15 protein-coding genes and 1 pseudogene are annotated in these 13,270 nt (G+C 64.4%); 3 read left to right on the top strand and 13 right to left on the bottom strand.

Going from position 1 to position 13,270, the window contains the following annotated elements:
• Positions 1-182: 182 nt before the first annotated feature.
• Together ACQCSY_RS14475 and ACQCSY_RS14470 are read right to left on the bottom strand one after the other, a co-directional pair.
• A pseudogene (locus ACQCSY_RS14475) lies at positions 183-419 on the bottom strand (VOC family protein); the annotation flags it as partial.
• A complete protein-coding gene (locus ACQCSY_RS14470) occupies positions 334-948 on the bottom strand; it encodes a glyoxalase (protein ID WP_427129791.1) in 615 nt (204 codons plus the stop codon). The gene ACQCSY_RS14470 and the pseudogene ACQCSY_RS14475, both read right to left, overlap by 86 nt.
• Before the next feature lie 274 nt (positions 949-1,222).
• On the opposite strand from ACQCSY_RS14470, the gene ACQCSY_RS14465 reads away from it, so the two are divergent.
• Positions 1,223-1,609, top strand: a complete 387-nt coding sequence (locus ACQCSY_RS14465) for a cytochrome P450 (RefSeq protein WP_427135844.1) — start codon at positions 1,223-1,225, stop codon at positions 1,607-1,609.
• A gap of 42 nt (positions 1,610-1,651) precedes the next feature.
• On the opposite strand, the gene ACQCSY_RS14460 is transcribed toward ACQCSY_RS14465, so the two are convergent.
• From ACQCSY_RS14460 to ACQCSY_RS14425, 8 genes are all read right to left on the bottom strand, one after another.
• Positions 1,652-2,542 carry a tRNA pseudouridine synthase A gene (locus ACQCSY_RS14460; protein ID WP_427129789.1) on the bottom strand — a complete coding sequence of 297 codons (891 nt, stop codon included), beginning with the start codon at positions 2,540-2,542 and terminating at the stop codon, positions 1,652-1,654.
• 32 nt (positions 2,543-2,574) lie between these two features.
• Entirely contained in the window at positions 2,575-3,261 is a 687-nt protein-coding gene (gene rplQ / locus ACQCSY_RS14455; protein ID WP_427129787.1) for a 50S ribosomal protein L17, read from the bottom strand.
• Between the two features lie 77 nt (positions 3,262-3,338).
• On the bottom strand, positions 3,339-4,349 hold the full coding sequence (locus tag ACQCSY_RS14450; RefSeq protein WP_277526269.1) for a DNA-directed RNA polymerase subunit alpha: 1,011 nt from the start codon (positions 4,347-4,349) through the stop codon (positions 3,339-3,341).
• Between the two features lie 133 nt (positions 4,350-4,482).
• Positions 4,483-4,884 (bottom strand): 30S ribosomal protein S11, encoded by a 402-nt coding sequence (gene rpsK, locus ACQCSY_RS14445; protein ID WP_018773682.1) that lies wholly within the window; start codon positions 4,882-4,884, stop codon positions 4,483-4,485.
• Positions 4,885-4,936: 52 nt separating this feature from the next.
• Positions 4,937-5,311 (bottom strand): 30S ribosomal protein S13, encoded by a 375-nt coding sequence (gene rpsM / locus ACQCSY_RS14440; protein ID WP_090950898.1) that lies wholly within the window; start codon positions 5,309-5,311, stop codon positions 4,937-4,939.
• 183 nt (positions 5,312-5,494) lie between these two features.
• Entirely contained in the window at positions 5,495-5,608 is a 114-nt protein-coding gene (gene rpmJ, locus ACQCSY_RS14435; RefSeq protein WP_009358722.1) for a 50S ribosomal protein L36, read from the bottom strand.
• Between the two features lie 69 nt (positions 5,609-5,677).
• Positions 5,678-5,899 (bottom strand): translation initiation factor IF-1, encoded by a 222-nt coding sequence (gene infA, locus ACQCSY_RS14430; RefSeq protein ID WP_009358723.1) that lies wholly within the window; start codon positions 5,897-5,899, stop codon positions 5,678-5,680.
• A 167-nt stretch (positions 5,900-6,066) separates the two neighbouring features.
• Entirely contained in the window at positions 6,067-7,005 is a 939-nt protein-coding gene (locus ACQCSY_RS14425) for a P1 family peptidase (RefSeq protein ID WP_427129785.1), read from the bottom strand.
• A gap of 428 nt (positions 7,006-7,433) precedes the next feature.
• Between ACQCSY_RS14425 and ACQCSY_RS14420 the strand changes: the two genes are divergently transcribed.
• Together ACQCSY_RS14420 and ACQCSY_RS14415 are read left to right on the top strand one after the other, a co-directional pair.
• Positions 7,434-8,384, top strand: coding sequence for a carbohydrate ABC transporter permease (locus ACQCSY_RS14420; protein ID WP_427129783.1), 951 nt, complete (start codon positions 7,434-7,436; stop codon positions 8,382-8,384).
• Positions 8,381-10,165 (top strand): extracellular solute-binding protein, encoded by a 1,785-nt coding sequence (locus ACQCSY_RS14415; protein ID WP_427129781.1) that lies wholly within the window; start codon positions 8,381-8,383, stop codon positions 10,163-10,165. The genes ACQCSY_RS14420 and ACQCSY_RS14415 overlap by 4 nt, the downstream gene beginning before the upstream one ends.
• Before the next feature lie 86 nt (positions 10,166-10,251).
• On the opposite strand, the gene map is transcribed toward ACQCSY_RS14415, so the two are convergent.
• The 3 genes from map to secY all read right to left on the bottom strand — a co-directional run bounded on the left by map (position 10,252) and on the right by secY (position 13,093).
• A complete protein-coding gene (gene map / locus ACQCSY_RS14410) occupies positions 10,252-11,079 on the bottom strand; it encodes a type I methionyl aminopeptidase (RefSeq protein WP_427129780.1) in 828 nt (275 codons plus the stop codon).
• Positions 11,080-11,207: 128 nt separating this feature from the next.
• The gene (locus tag ACQCSY_RS14405) at positions 11,208-11,777 is read right to left on the bottom strand and encodes an adenylate kinase (RefSeq protein ID WP_427135842.1); all 570 of its coding nucleotides are present in this window, start codon (positions 11,775-11,777) and stop codon (positions 11,208-11,210) included.
• Between the two features lie 5 nt (positions 11,778-11,782).
• Positions 11,783-13,093 (bottom strand): preprotein translocase subunit SecY, encoded by a 1,311-nt coding sequence (gene secY / locus ACQCSY_RS14400; protein WP_427129778.1) that lies wholly within the window; start codon positions 13,091-13,093, stop codon positions 11,783-11,785.
• Positions 13,094-13,270: the final 177 nt, after the last annotated feature.

The raw sequence follows: 13,270 nt of genomic DNA, 5'->3' as shown, positions 1-13,270 counted from the left end.
TGTCTAAAGCGTCACGGCCCAAGTTCAGCGGATTTCTGTCCACGGCCACAAAATCAGCCAATTTGCCCGTGGAGATGCTGCCCATGACCAACCAGCGGCCGTCGCGCATCAGGTCGCGGTCGTGCATCTCGTTCACCTCGCGCCAAGCCCGGATGCGGCGCGGAGAGTTGCGGAACCAGCGGCAGCACGTTGATGCGGATCAGGTTGCCCGCGGGATCGCGGAAGGCGCAGTCGCGAACGCCGTACGGCTGCCTGGTCGGCTCCTGGATGACCTCGACACCGCTGGCCTGCATCTGCGCGATGACGCCGTCGAGGTCGCCCCGCCGCGCGCCCTCAGGCTGACGCGGCCTCCCACGTGAACCCGTCCGGGTCGGTGAAGTTCCCGGCATCGCTGCCAAGGACGATCCGGTGCGATCCGGTTCCGTCCGGTGAGACGCCAGCATCCTTGGCGGCGAAACTGCGCTCGTAGAGCGCCAGCTTGACGTGCCCTGACGGGGCGGCAAACTCGACGTACTTGCGGCCGAAGCTCTTCGCCGCAGCCAGGCCGCGGTCGACGTAGAACCGCTTGGTCGCGGCAACGTCCGCGACTCCCAACAGCAGCACGATCTCATCGACCTGCCGGGTGGCCGGGCCGGTGTCCTTCTTCGACGACGCCGCGACCTTCCAGATCGCCCCGTCCGGGGCCCGTACGACGCCGCCGTAGCCCCAGAAACTCTTCTCGACTGGCTTCAGCACCGTGGCGCCGGCGTCGAGGGCGGTGCCGACGAGACTGTCGACGGTGGATGGCTGGGACACCACGAGCGACAGCGCGAACCCGCGAAAGCCGGTCGTCGGTGCCTCCGAGGCGCGTACGCCCACTTGAGTGCCCAAACCGAAGGCGGTGGTGTAGAAGGCGTTGGCGACCGTGGGGTCGGGCACTTCGAGGGTGACGGATTCGATGGAGGTCATGGCAGGTCCTTAAATGAGGTGGTTTTGTCGTACTGTTGGCGGCCACCACGCCGCAGATGTGACAGCGGTACGATCGTGGCCGGCATAGATCAAGCCAGGGGTTGAGCCGGGTTGATATCTGCGATCGCCGCGCGGCTCAGCGCAACTCGTTGATGCGGGTGATGTCCATGGCTGTCAGACTAGTTGCCGCTCGTGACCGGCGCTTCTCCAAAACTGCTCGCTTTCGCCGGCCCTCCACGCCGCACGACGGCAGCTCCGCAGTCGCGCGAGCTGTCTGGCCCCGATAGGTGCTGGGCGGCACACCAACCAACTCGGTGAAGGGAGTACTGAAGGTGCCACGGACACGGTATTCCGGGACATCCCGCTGCCCGCCGGGTCCAAGGTGCTGCTTTTCATGGGATCGGCCAACCGGGACACCGGGCACTGGGGTTCGACCGCCAATGAATTCCTGATCGACCGGAACGCAGGCGGCCACCTGGCCTTCGGCATGGGCATCCACCAGTGCGTGGGCCAGCCTATTTCCAGGCTCGAGATGGACGTCCTCTTGACAGCCATGGCCCGGCGGATCAGGAGCATCGAACTGACGGGTGAGCCGATGCCGTACCTGCACAACACCCTGCGTGGCTGGCGTTCCATCCCGCTCAAGATCACGGCTGGATAGCCTTGACTGTCGGTCTTTTTGGCCGCAGGCCTTCTGGAGGCCCTACGCGCGCAGGGCCCGCGTCAGCTCGGCCCTGGCAAGCAGACCGCCGTCGGAGGGGTAGGCCACTTCCTCGAGCACCAGCGGATGCGGGGCGGCCAGCACCGACTTGGCATCCCGCTGCCGGGCGAGCAGCCGCTCCAGAAGCCAGCCCGGGGCTTCCACGCCCTCCCCCACGAACAGCGCCGATCCGACGAGGGAACGCACCATGTTGTGGCAGAACGCGTCGGCCTGCACGGTCGCGACAATGACCCCGTCGGAACCCCGCGCAAACTCGAACAGCTGCAGTTCCCGGATGGTGGTAGCCCCTTCGCGGGGCTTGCAGTAGGAGCGGAAGTCCTGCAGCCCGAGCAGCTGCGAGGCGCCCTCGTTCAGCAGCCCGACGTCGAGCGGTTCCCTGTGCCAGAGAGTCGAATAGCGTCCCAGCGGGTCCCACAGCGCGGGGCCGTCCGCAATCCGGTAGGAGTAGCGGCGCCAGAGGGCGGAGAACCGGGCGTCGAAGCCCTCCGGCGCAATCGACACCTTGTGGACTTCGATGGCCCCGGTGAAGTCGCCCAGTCCCCGGCTCAGGGCGCCACGGAGACGGCGGAGCAGCGCGACGGCGGGATCCAGCTCGGCACCGCGGTTGAGGCCCAGCCACTCGGCTTCGGTGAGCTCCAGGTGGACCACTTGGCCGCGGGCGTGCACGCCCGCGTCGGTGCGGCCGGCCACGGCGACCCGGACCGGGCGCCGGATGAGCAGTTCAAGTGCCTGCTCCAGGGTGCCCTGGACCGTGCGCAGGCCCGGCTGGACGGCCCACCCGCTGAACGGGCCGCCGTCGTACCCCAAATCAAGTCGGATACGCAAAAACCCGCCGCCCCCCATGACGGGGGCAGCGGGTCTCTGGTTGTTCATAGACTTAAGTCTACTGCGGCATGAGAGCCGGATTACTCAGCTTCAGTGGCCTGCGCAGCGTCGCCGCCAGCGGGTGCAAAGCCAGCAGCCTCGGCCGACTCCGCAGAGTCGAACCACACTTCAGCAATCGTGGAGTCGTACCAGCGTGAGCCCGGCACGTGGAATTTCATGGAGTCCTCGTTGCCCTTGACCTCGAAGCCCTCAGGAGCCTCGTTGTCAGCGGTAGCAGGCTTTGAACCGGCGTACTTGGGCTCGGCGGCGTCAGCCTCGACAGCCTCAGCTTCCGGAACTTCCTCGGCAGCGGGCGCGGCCTTCTCAGCGGCCTTCGTAGCCTCGGCTACAACGGCCTGCTTAGCGGAAACCGGCTCAAGAACCAGTTCGATGACAGCCATGGGAGCGTTGTCGCCCTTGCGGTTGCCGATCTTGGTGATACGGGTGTAGCCGCCTTCGCGGTTCTCCACTGCCTGTGCAATGTCGGTGAACAGCTCGTGGACGACGCCCTTGTTGCTGATCAGGCCGAGTACACGACGGCGGGAAGACAGGTCGCCGCGCTTGGCGAAAGTCACCAGTCGCTCGGCGTACGGCTTCAGTCGCTTGGCCTTGGTCACCGTGGTGGTGATCCGCTTGTGCTCGAACAGTGCGGCTGCGAGGTTCGCGAGCATAAGACGCTCGTGAGCCGCTCCGCCTCCGAGGCGCGGACCCTTAGCGGGTGTAGGCATAATAGTTTCTCCTCATATGGAAGCCAGTGGGCTGCGCACGCCAGGGTGCATCCAGCCCGCCGGCCAAGATCTGTTTGTTAGAGCTCGTCGTCGCTGAAAGCGGCGTCGTCCTCTTCAATTGCTGCGGCGCGTGCTGCGAGGTCAAATCCGGGAGGCGAGTCCTTGAGGGACAGGCCCAGTTCAACCAGCTTTGCCTTGACCTCATCAATGGACTTCGCACCGAAGTTACGGATATCCATGAGGTCGGCCTCGGAGCGGGCAACGAGTTCACCCACGGTGTGGATGCCCTCACGCTTGAGGCAGTTGTAGGAACGGACGGTGAGGTCCAGATCCTCGATCGGCAGTGCCATGTCAGCTGCCAGGGCAGCATCGGTCGGCGACGGACCAATCTCGATACCTTCAGCTGCGGTGTTCAGCTCGCGGGCCAGACCGAACAGTTCCACCAGGGTGGTACCTGCCGAAGCAACGGCATCGCGCGGGGCGATGGCCTGCTTGGTCTCGACGTCGACAATCAGCTTGTCGAAGTCAGTGCGCTGCTCAACACGGGTAGCTTCCACGCGGAAAGTAACCTTCAGGACCGGCGAGTAGATCGAGTCGACCGGAATGCGGCCGATCTCGGAGTCGCCGGACTTGTTCTGAGCTGCCGAAACGTAGCCGCGGCCGCGCTCGATGGTCAGTTCGAGTTCGAACTTGCCCTTCGAGTTCAGCGTGGCAATGTGCAGATCCGGGTTGTGGAATTCGACGCCGGCCGGCGGAGCGATGTCCGCGGCGGTGACGACTCCCGGGCCCTGCTTGCGCAGGTAGGCAACAACCGGCTCGTCGTGCTCGGAGGAAACCGACAGGCTCTTGATGTTCAGGATGATCTCAGTGACATCTTCCTTGACACCCGGAACCGTGGTGAACTCGTGCAGCACGCCATCGATCCGGATGCTCGTTACAGAGGCACCGGGGATGGAGGAGAGCAGGGTACGGCGGAGGGAGTTTCCGAGGGTGTAACCAAAGCCCGGCTCCAGCGGTTCAATGATGAAACGGGAGCGGTTTTCGGAGACGACCTCTTCGGAGAGGGTGGGGCGCTGTGCAATGAGCACTTAGGTTTCCTTTCGGCGAGCATCCGCTATATGACGCAACACAGGTGGTGGAAAGATCGGTCTGAAGACTTAACGCGGCTGGGCCTGCCCGGACCGGTGAGGGTCCGGGCAAGCTCCTGTGCGCTGGAAAGCCTTAGACGCGGCGGCGCTTGGGCGGACGGCAGCCGTTGTGGGCGCTGGGGGTTACATCCTGGATGGATCCAACCTCGAGGCCAGCGGCCTGCAGTGAACGGATTGCGGTCTCGCGTCCGGAACCCGGTCCCTTGACGAATACGTCAACCTTGCGCATACCGTGCTCCTGTGCACGCTTTGCGGCGGCTTCGGCGGCCATCTGGGCAGCGAACGGGGTGGACTTACGTGAGCCCTTGAAGCCAACCTCACCGGAGGAAGCCCAGGAGATGACAGCACCGTTCGGGTCCGTGATGGAAACGATGGTGTTGTTAAAGGTGCTCTTGATGTGCGCCTGGCCCAGCGCGATATTCTTCTTGTCCTTCTTACGCGGCTTGCGAACCGCGCCACGAGTCTTCGGGGGCATTTTTTCTCCTACAGAAAGTTATCGGGGGAAAACCGAGCTAATCCCTCAGGGATTAACGGGCCTTCTTCTTGCCGGCGACGGTACGCTTCGGGCCCTTGCGGGTACGGGCGTTGGTCTTCGTACGCTGTCCGCGTACGGGCAGGCCCTTGCGGTGGCGCAGGCCTTCGTAGCTGCCGATCTCAACCTTGCGGCGGATGTCAGCGGCTACCTCGCGGCGAAGGTCACCCTCAACCTTGTAGTTGCCTTCAATGTAGTCACGCAGCTGGACCAGCTCGGCGTCACTCAGGTCCTTGACCCGGACGTCAGCGCTGATGCCGGTGGCAGCCAGGGTTTCGTGTGCACGGGTCTTGCCCACGCCGTAGATGTAAGTAAGCGCAATTTCCAACCGCTTTTCGCGGGGAATGTCTACGCCAGCGAGACGAGCCATAGTGGCAGTGCTCCTTGAATAAACCGGAGGTCGTAGGCAGTACACCCGCACTTTCAGTGCGGCCCCAGCCTCCGACCGGGGGTCAGCTGTCCGGACTCTTTCGAGCTCAATGTCCCAGATCAGCTTGTGCTGCCTTTATTTACTTGCGTGGGTTAGCAACCCAGGGTTTTCCCGAAAGGGAAATTAGCCCTGGCGCTGCTTGTGGCGCGGGTTCTCGCAGATCACCATGACCCGGCCATTACGGCGGATCACTTTGCACTTTTCGCAGATCTGCTTGACGCTCGGCTTGACCTTCATGGCATTCCTTTGCGTGTTGCAGTTGGTCAGCTAGACCGGCCTTCGGCTGTTGCTCTGGCCGTCCAGTGTTTACTTGTAGCGGTAGACGATACGACCACGTGTCAGGTCGTACGGGCTCAGCTCCACCACTACCCGGTCCTCAGGGAGAATCCTGATGTAGTGCTGGCGCATCTTTCCAGAGATGTGTGCCAGAACGATGTGCTTGTTGGTGAGCTCAACGCGAAACATCGCGTTAGGCAGCGCCTCAGTCACAACGCCCTCGATCTCAATGACCCCGTCCTTCTTGGCCATACCCTCCGCTAACTGTTGTTGCCGCAGCCCTCCGGCTTGCACCGGTCATGACTGCGGACGTTTTTGATTGATTGGCTGATGCCTCCCGGCCACAAAAGGGCACAACAGGGCAGACAACCAACAGACAACACTACGCCATTGCGGCGCGGATGTTAAATCCAGCAATGCTAGCGCACAACGTCTCCGTATGCACGAAAATCGCCGGCCGGGGTGCTCACGGCCTCCGCACTCGCGATGCCGTCCAGGATCGCCAGGCGGACGACGTCGGCTGCCGCACTCTGCAGGGTAACCAGGCTCAGCTGCCGGGCGGCTTCGCTGCTGCGGTCCAGCGCGACGGCGCCCGTGGCCAAAGCGAACACGGTGTCGCCGTCGACGAGGGTGTGGCTCGGATTCAGTGCCCGGGCCAGTCCGGCGTGGGCCGCCGATGCGGTCCGCTTGCACTCGGCCTTGTCCAGGATCGCATTTGTGGCAACGACGACGAGGGTGGTGTTGAGCGGCGTGCCCGGCCCGGGTTCCGCCTGCTTCGGCGATGTGCCAAACGGGAGTCCCAGCGCGTTGACTACCGCCAGCGCTGCCACCACGACCCCGTTCTCGAGGGTGATGGAGGCGGTACCGACTCCGCCTTTGTACTTGCCCCGGCCGATCACCGCTCCGGTGCCGGCCCCCACGTTGCCGCGTCCGACGTCGTGCCCGTCTCTTTGGGTGGCGGCGGCAGCAGTCGCCGCGTAGCCCATGTCCGCGTCCGGGCGCGCGGAGAAGTCCCCGCCGCGGCCGAGATCGAAGATCGCGGCGGCCGGGACGATCGGAACAACGCCGCCGGGCACGGCGAAGCCCCGGCCGTTCTCCTCGCACCAGCGCTGGGCCCCGTGCGCGGCCACGAGGCCAAAGGCGCTCCCGCCGGTGAGGACCACGGCGTCGACGGCTGAGGTGAGGGTGGTGGGGTCCAGCGCATCGGTCTCGTGCGTGCCGGGACCGCCGCCGCGGACGTCGACTGAACCCACGGTTCCTGGCGGCGGCAGTACTACCGTGACCCCGCTCAGCCACCCGGCGTCGGACTTTTGAACATGACCCACCCGGATCCCGGTGATGTCGGTAATGGCTCCCATGGCTACATTGTGCGCCCCGCAGCGGAAATGAGGTGTCCGCTCCCGCCTGGTGCGTGACCCGCGGAGGCATGTCGTGCCGGCAAAACAAACGTAGTGCGTATCCGGTTAGCTCAGGTTGTGTCAGCGGCACTCAAAAAGAGAGCCCCAAACAGACCTGTTCGTCGCCGAACCCCTCCTGGTACTCCCAAAATCGTCCGCGGAAAGCCGGGTGGGTCCATTGCCTCAATTTACCTGAGCTAACCGTCTACGCACTACAAACGTTATGTAGTACGGCAGCGAACGCAGTGTTAACGGGCAAGGAAGCCTCGTATAACAAAGCTCTGACGGGGCCTCGTGCGGGATTTCGCCCATCAGGCATGTGGTGAAGTGAGTGAGGTCCCCCGCCCACCCGCCTGTCCCTGGCAGGCCTGGATCCGTTAGAGACCCGAATGACTAGACAATTGACTGACCGGCCGCCGGCCGTCGCACTGGCCGGTCCGGCCGCTGCCCGCCGCGCCCGCTGGTCGGGCAGAACCCGCCGGGACTTTTTCGTATTCCTGGCCTTGGCGCTGCCCAACCTCGCATTGATCGCGGTGTTCACGTACCTGCCGCTCATCAACAACATCTACTACTCCACCCCGGACTGGACCCTCGGCTCCGCCTCCGCCACGGTGGTCGGCTTCGACAACTACGTCACGTTCTTCACGAGCGCCGAGGCGTCCAAGGTCCTTGGCACCACGGCCATTTTCACCCTCGTCACGGTCGGCGGTTCCATGGTGCTGGGCCTCCTGGTGGCCCTGGCGCTGAACTCCAAGGTCCGCGGCACCACCTTCGCCCGCTCCGCGGTCTTCGCCCCCTATGTGCTCAGCGGCGTCGGCGTCGGCCTCGTCTGGCTCTTCATCTTCGACCCCGGCTACGGCGTCCTCGCCTGGCTGCTGCGCGGCATCGGACAGCAGAGCCCGCAGTGGATCAACGATCCCCAACTCTCGCTCGTCATGGTGATCATCGTCTATGTCTGGAAGAATCTGGGCTACTGCGCGGTCGTGTACCTGGCCGGCCTGCAGTCGCTCCCCCAGGACGTCATGGAGGCAGCCTCGCTGGACGGAGCCAACGGCTTCCGGCGCTTCCTGAGCATGTCCATGCCGTTGCTGTCCCCCACCGCGTTCTTCCTGCTCATCACCACCATGCTGAGCTCCCTCCAGGCCTTCGACCTGATCCGGATCATGACGCCCCTGGGCAACGGCACCAGCACGCTGATCTATGAGGCCTACGTCCAGGCCTTCGGCGCCTTCAACCGCGCCGGCTACTCGGCGTCCATCTCCGTGGTGCTCTTCGCCATCCTGCTCATCATCACCGTGCTCCAGTTGCGGTTCGTCGAACGGAAGGTGCACTACTCGTGAGCACGCTCTCTCCCGCCAGCCCCGATTCTGCCGTCGACGCCGGCCCCGCTCCGGCCCCCGAAAGCGGCCATGCCTCTGATCCCGCCGCGCCGCGGCGCCGCAACGGCCCGTTTTCCCGGGCAAACCTGGTCCAGACGATCGCGGGCGGGTACGTTCCGCTGATCCTGGCCACCCTGGTGGTCTTCCTGCCCCTGCTGTGGATGGTCCTGAGCTCCTTCAAGCAGCCCGGCGAGATCATCACGATGGACCTGAAGATCCTGCCCAAAAGCATCGACCCTGAGAACTACAACGTGGCCATGACCACCGTGCCGTTCGGCCGGTTCTTCATGAACAGCCTGATCGTCACGTCGGTGGGGGCCACCGTGAAGGTGATACTGGCCATCCTCACGGCCTACGCTCTCGTGTTCGTCCGTTTCCCGTTCAAGAACGCCATCTTCGTGCTGATCCTCGTGGCCCTCATGGTGCCGCCCCAGGTGTCCATCCTGCCCAACTACATCCTGATCGCGGGGATGGGCGGAAAGAACACCCTGTGGGGGATCATCCTGCCCGGCCTGGGCACCGCGTTCGGCACGTTCCTGCTGCGCCAGCACTTCAGGACACTTCCCGCCTCCATCCTCGAAGCGGCCGAGATCGACGGCGCCGGGCACTGGCGCCGGCTGTGGCAGGTGGTGGCGCCGGTCAAGGTCAACCTCGTGACCGCAGGGGCCGACTACGAGGAAATCGCCCAGAAGTTTCAGACCTCCCAGGCCGCGAAGTCAGCCCTGCCGGGCCTCGTGGTGCTCTCCGACGTCTGGTGGTTCCGCTACTACACCAACGGCAACATCATCCCGCTGGACGGGCTGATCAAGCAGCTCGACATCAAGGTGGATGACTTCCAGAGATCGCTCGTGGCGGACTACAAGTACGCCGACCAGCAGTGGGCACTCCCCTACGGCCGCTCCACCCCGCTGTTCTACTACAACAAGGACCACTTCAAGGCTGCCGGGCTGCCGGACCGCGCCCCCAAGACCTGGCACGAATTCGCCGAGTGGGCGCCCAAGCTCAAGGCCAGCTCCGGTGCGCAGTACGCCTACATCTACCCCGCGCTGGCGGGCTATGCGGGCTGGACGCTGCAGAACAACCTGTCGGGCTGGGGCGGCAGCTGGTCCAACGAGTGGACCATGAACTGCGACTCCGCCGAGTCCGTCGCCGCGCTGCAGTGGGCCCAGGACTCCATCTACAAGGACGAGTGGGCCGGCGTGTCCTCCAAGGAGGCCGCCGACGACTTCGCCGCGGGCATCACCTCCGCCACGATCTCCTCCACCGGTTCCCTGCTGGGTGTCCTGAAGTCCGCACAGTTCAACGTCGGCGTCGGCTTCCTCCCGGGCGGTCCCAAGGCCGAGAGCGGCGTGTGCCCCACGGGCGGCGCCGGACTGGGCATTCCGAGCGGCGTCAGCAAGGAAGTGCAGCACGCGGCTGCCACCTTCCTGAAGTTCATGACCGAAGCTGAGAACACGGCGGCGTTCTCCGCTGCCACCGGCTACATGCCCACCCGCACTTCGGCGGACATGGGTTCCGTGCTGGCCAAGACCCCGCAGATCAAGACGGCCATGGATCAGCTCGCCGTCACCCGCGTCCAGGACAACGCCCGCGTGTTCCTGCCGGGGGCGGACCAGGAGATGGCCAAGGCAGCCGCGAAGATCCTCACCCAGCAGGGCGACGTCAAGGCCACCATGACGGAGCTCAAGGCGACCCTCGAGGGTATCTACACCAAGGACGTGAAGCCGAAGCTCAAGGCCTAGCCTCCCCCAACTGACCCGCAGTTGTTGTCGTTCTGTGGCCCCAAAACGACAACAAAATGCGGGCTACTTGGGCCGAATCGGCCGGGTCAGGGAATCGGGACCGGCACGACGCCGAGCGGCGCCAGTTTCGCGGCGCCGCCGTCTGGCGCCGAGAGGACCCAGATGCCCTTGTCATGGACTGCCACCGAGTGCTCCCACTGGCAGGAACGCTTGCCGTCGGTCGTGACCACCGTCCAGTCATCCGCCAGGATGGCCGTGTCAATGCTTCCGCGCACCAGCATGGGTTCGATCGCCAGGCACAGCCCGGGCCGGATCTTGGGCCCGCGGTGGCTCGTACGGTAGTTCAGGACATCCGGTGCCATGTGCATCTCGGAGCCGATGCCGTGGCCCACATAGTCTTCCAGGATGCCGAGCCGCTTGCCCGGCACGGAGGAGACGTAGTCGTCCACCGCGTTGCCGACGTCGCCGACGAACTTGCCCGTGGCGAGGGCCGCGATCCCGTGCCACATGGCCGCCTCGGTGACGTCGGATAGCCGCTGGTCTTCGGCGTCGGCGGTCCCCACGATCACGGTCCGGGCGGAATCGGAGTGCCAGCCGTCCACGATCGCCCCGCCGTCGATCGAGATGATGTCCCCGTCCTGCAGCACGCGGTCGCCCGGGATGCCGTGGACGACTTCCTCGTTGACCGAGGTGCAGATGGTGGCCGGGAAGCCGTGGTAGCCCAGGAAGTTGGAGGTGGCGCCGGCCTCCTTGAGCACGGCGGCGAATACCGCGTCAAGGTCCCGCGTGGTCTTCCCCGGGGCGGCCGCCGCGGCCGCGGCGTCGAGGGCGCGGCTGAGGACAAGCCCGGCCTCGTGCATGGTGCGCATCTGGGCGTTGGTCTTGTATTCGATGCGGGGCTGGCCGAATGCCATCTGCAGCTTCCTTTCAGTGGAGCCGCCTGCCTCCCGGAGGGGAAGGCGGCGGCCAGAATGGCTGAGGCCCCTCCCGATGTTCCGGGAGGGGCCTCAAAATGTCACGGGCAAAATGTCATGAGCCTGGATCAGGCCGACTGGGCCTCTTTGATGGCCTGCATGACGCGGTCCGTGACCTCGTCGATGCCACCGATGCCGTCAACACGGGTCAGGATGCCGCGGTCAGCGTACTTGGCCACTACCGCTTCCGTCTGGCCGTGGTACAGGTCCAGGCGGTGGCGGATGACGGCCTCGTTGTCGTCGCTGCGGCCGGTCTCCTTGGCCCTGCCCAGCAGGCGCGCGACGAGTTCCTCGTCGTCGGCCGTGAGCTGCAGGACGACGTCGAGCTTCTGGTCGCCGGTGGCCAGGATCTCGTCGAGGTAGTCCACCTGCGCGGTGGTGCGCGGGTAGCCGTCCAGGAGGAAGCCGGCTTCGACGTCGACCTCGCTGAGGCGGTCGCGGACCATCTTGTTGGTAACGCTGTCCGGCACGAAATCGCCCGCGTCCATGTACTTCTTGGCTTCGATGCCCAGCGGCGTCTCACCCTTGACGTTGGCACGGAAGATGTCGCCGGTGGAGATCGCAACGACGCCGAGGCGCCCCGAAATGCGGTCCGCCTGCGTCCCCTTGCCGGAACCGGGAGGTCCGATAATCAACATTCTCGTCATCGCAAAAGCCCTTCGTAGTGACGTTGCTGTAGTTGCGCATCAATCTGCTTCACGGTCTCCAGGCCGACGCCCACCATGATCAGGATCGAGGTGCCGCCGAACGGGAAGTTCTGGTTGGCGTTGATCAGAACGAGTGCAACCAGCGGGATCAGAGCCACGAAGCCCAGGTAGAAGGCTCCGGGCAGGGTGATCCTGGAAAGTACGTACTGAAGATAGTCCGCGGTCGGCTTGCCGGCGCGTATGCCAGGAATGAAGCCGCCGTACTTCTTCATGTTGTCCGAGACCTCTTCAGGATTGAAGGTAATCGCAACATAGAAGTAGGTGAAAAACACAATCATGGCGAAATACATCGCCATGTAGATCGGGTGGTCACCGCGGGTCAGGTTGTTGTTGATCCACTCAACCCAGGGCTGCATCTGCTCGCCGGCCTTGGGCTGGTTGAACTGTGAGATCAGGCCCGGCAGGTACAGCATTGACGAGGCAAAGATGACGGGCACGACGCCGGCCATGTTCACCTTGATGGGGATGTACGTGCTGGTGCCGCCCACGGTGCGGCGCCCGATCATGCGCTTTGCATACTGCACCGGGATCCGGCGCTGGGACTGCTCCACGAAGACCACGAGGGCGACGGTCAGCAGGCCGATGGCCACCACCATGAAGAACGTGCCCGGGCCCTGTGACTTCCATATCGCGCCCAGGGATCCCGGGAAACCGGCCGCGATGGACGTGAAGATGAGCAGGGACATGCCGTTGCCGACGCCCTTTTCCGTCACGAGCTCGCCCATCCACATGATCAGGCCGGTGCCGGCCGTCAGCGTGATGACGATGAGGATCGTGGTGATGATGGATGCGTCCGGGATGATCGGCAGCTGGCAATTCGGCAGCAGCTGCCCGGAACGGGCCAGCGACACCAGTGTCGTGGCGTTCAGCAGGCCGAGGGCGATCGTGAGGTAGCGGGTGTACTGCGTCAGCTTCGACTGGCCCGAGGCGCCCTCCTCGTACAGCTGCTGGAAGCGGGGAATGACCACCCGGAGCAGTTGGACGATGATGCTGGATGTGATGTACGGCATAATGCCGAGGGCAAAGATGGACACCTGCAGCAATGCACCGCCGCTGAACAGGTTGACGAGCTGGTAGATCCCGCCCGAGGTCTGACCGCTCTGCAAGCATTGCTGGACATTCTGGTAGTTCACACCCGGCGAGGGGATGAAGGCACCCAAGCGGAAGATTGTGATGATTCCCAGCGTGAACAACAACTTGCGCCGCAGATCAGGCGTGCGAAAGGCCCGGCCAAATGCGCTAAGCAAGCGTCCTCCTGATGAATAAGTAAAGTCGTGTGAGACAGGTCAAATGAACCCAACAACCGAGTCTAACGGGTGGATGCGCCCTGCGGACAATCGGCAGGGCCCGGAAAATGAAAAAACTCCCGGTACCGGGGGCCTAAGCCCCTGGTACCGGGAGTTTCAACAACGGGCAACTGCCCC

Source organism: Pseudarthrobacter sp. S9 (assembly GCF_050156545.1).
Lineage (GTDB): Bacteria > Actinomycetota > Actinomycetes > Actinomycetales > Micrococcaceae > Arthrobacter.
This window is presented reverse-complemented; position numbering and strand designations above follow the sequence as displayed.

Coding starts and splice junctions, on each gene's coding strand:
- ACQCSY_RS14470 (WP_427129791.1), bottom strand. CDS start 948: ATGACCTCCATCGAATCCGTCACCCTCGAAGTGCCCGACCCCACGGTC.
- ACQCSY_RS14460 (WP_427129789.1), bottom strand. CDS start 2,542: ATGAACAACCAGAGACCCGCTGCCCCCGTCATGGGGGGCGGCGGGTTT.
- rplQ (WP_427129787.1), bottom strand. CDS start 3,261: ATGCCTACACCCGCTAAGGGTCCGCGCCTCGGAGGCGGAGCGGCTCAC.
- rpsK (WP_018773682.1), bottom strand. CDS start 4,884: ATGCCCCCGAAGACTCGTGGCGCGGTTCGCAAGCCGCGTAAGAAGGAC.
- rpsM (WP_090950898.1), bottom strand. CDS start 5,311: ATGGCTCGTCTCGCTGGCGTAGACATTCCCCGCGAAAAGCGGTTGGAA.
- rpmJ (WP_009358722.1), bottom strand. CDS start 5,608: ATGAAGGTCAAGCCGAGCGTCAAGCAGATCTGCGAAAAGTGCAAAGTG.
- infA (WP_009358723.1), bottom strand. CDS start 5,899: ATGGCCAAGAAGGACGGGGTCATTGAGATCGAGGGCGTTGTGACTGAG.
- ACQCSY_RS14425 (WP_427129785.1), bottom strand. CDS start 7,005: ATGGGAGCCATTACCGACATCACCGGGATCCGGGTGGGTCATGTTCAA.
- ACQCSY_RS14420 (WP_427129783.1), top strand. CDS start 7,434: ATGACTAGACAATTGACTGACCGGCCGCCGGCCGTCGCACTGGCCGGT.
- map (WP_427129780.1), bottom strand. CDS start 11,079: ATGGCATTCGGCCAGCCCCGCATCGAATACAAGACCAACGCCCAGATG.
- ACQCSY_RS14405 (WP_427135842.1), bottom strand. CDS start 11,777: ATGTTGATTATCGGACCTCCCGGTTCCGGCAAGGGGACGCAGGCGGAC.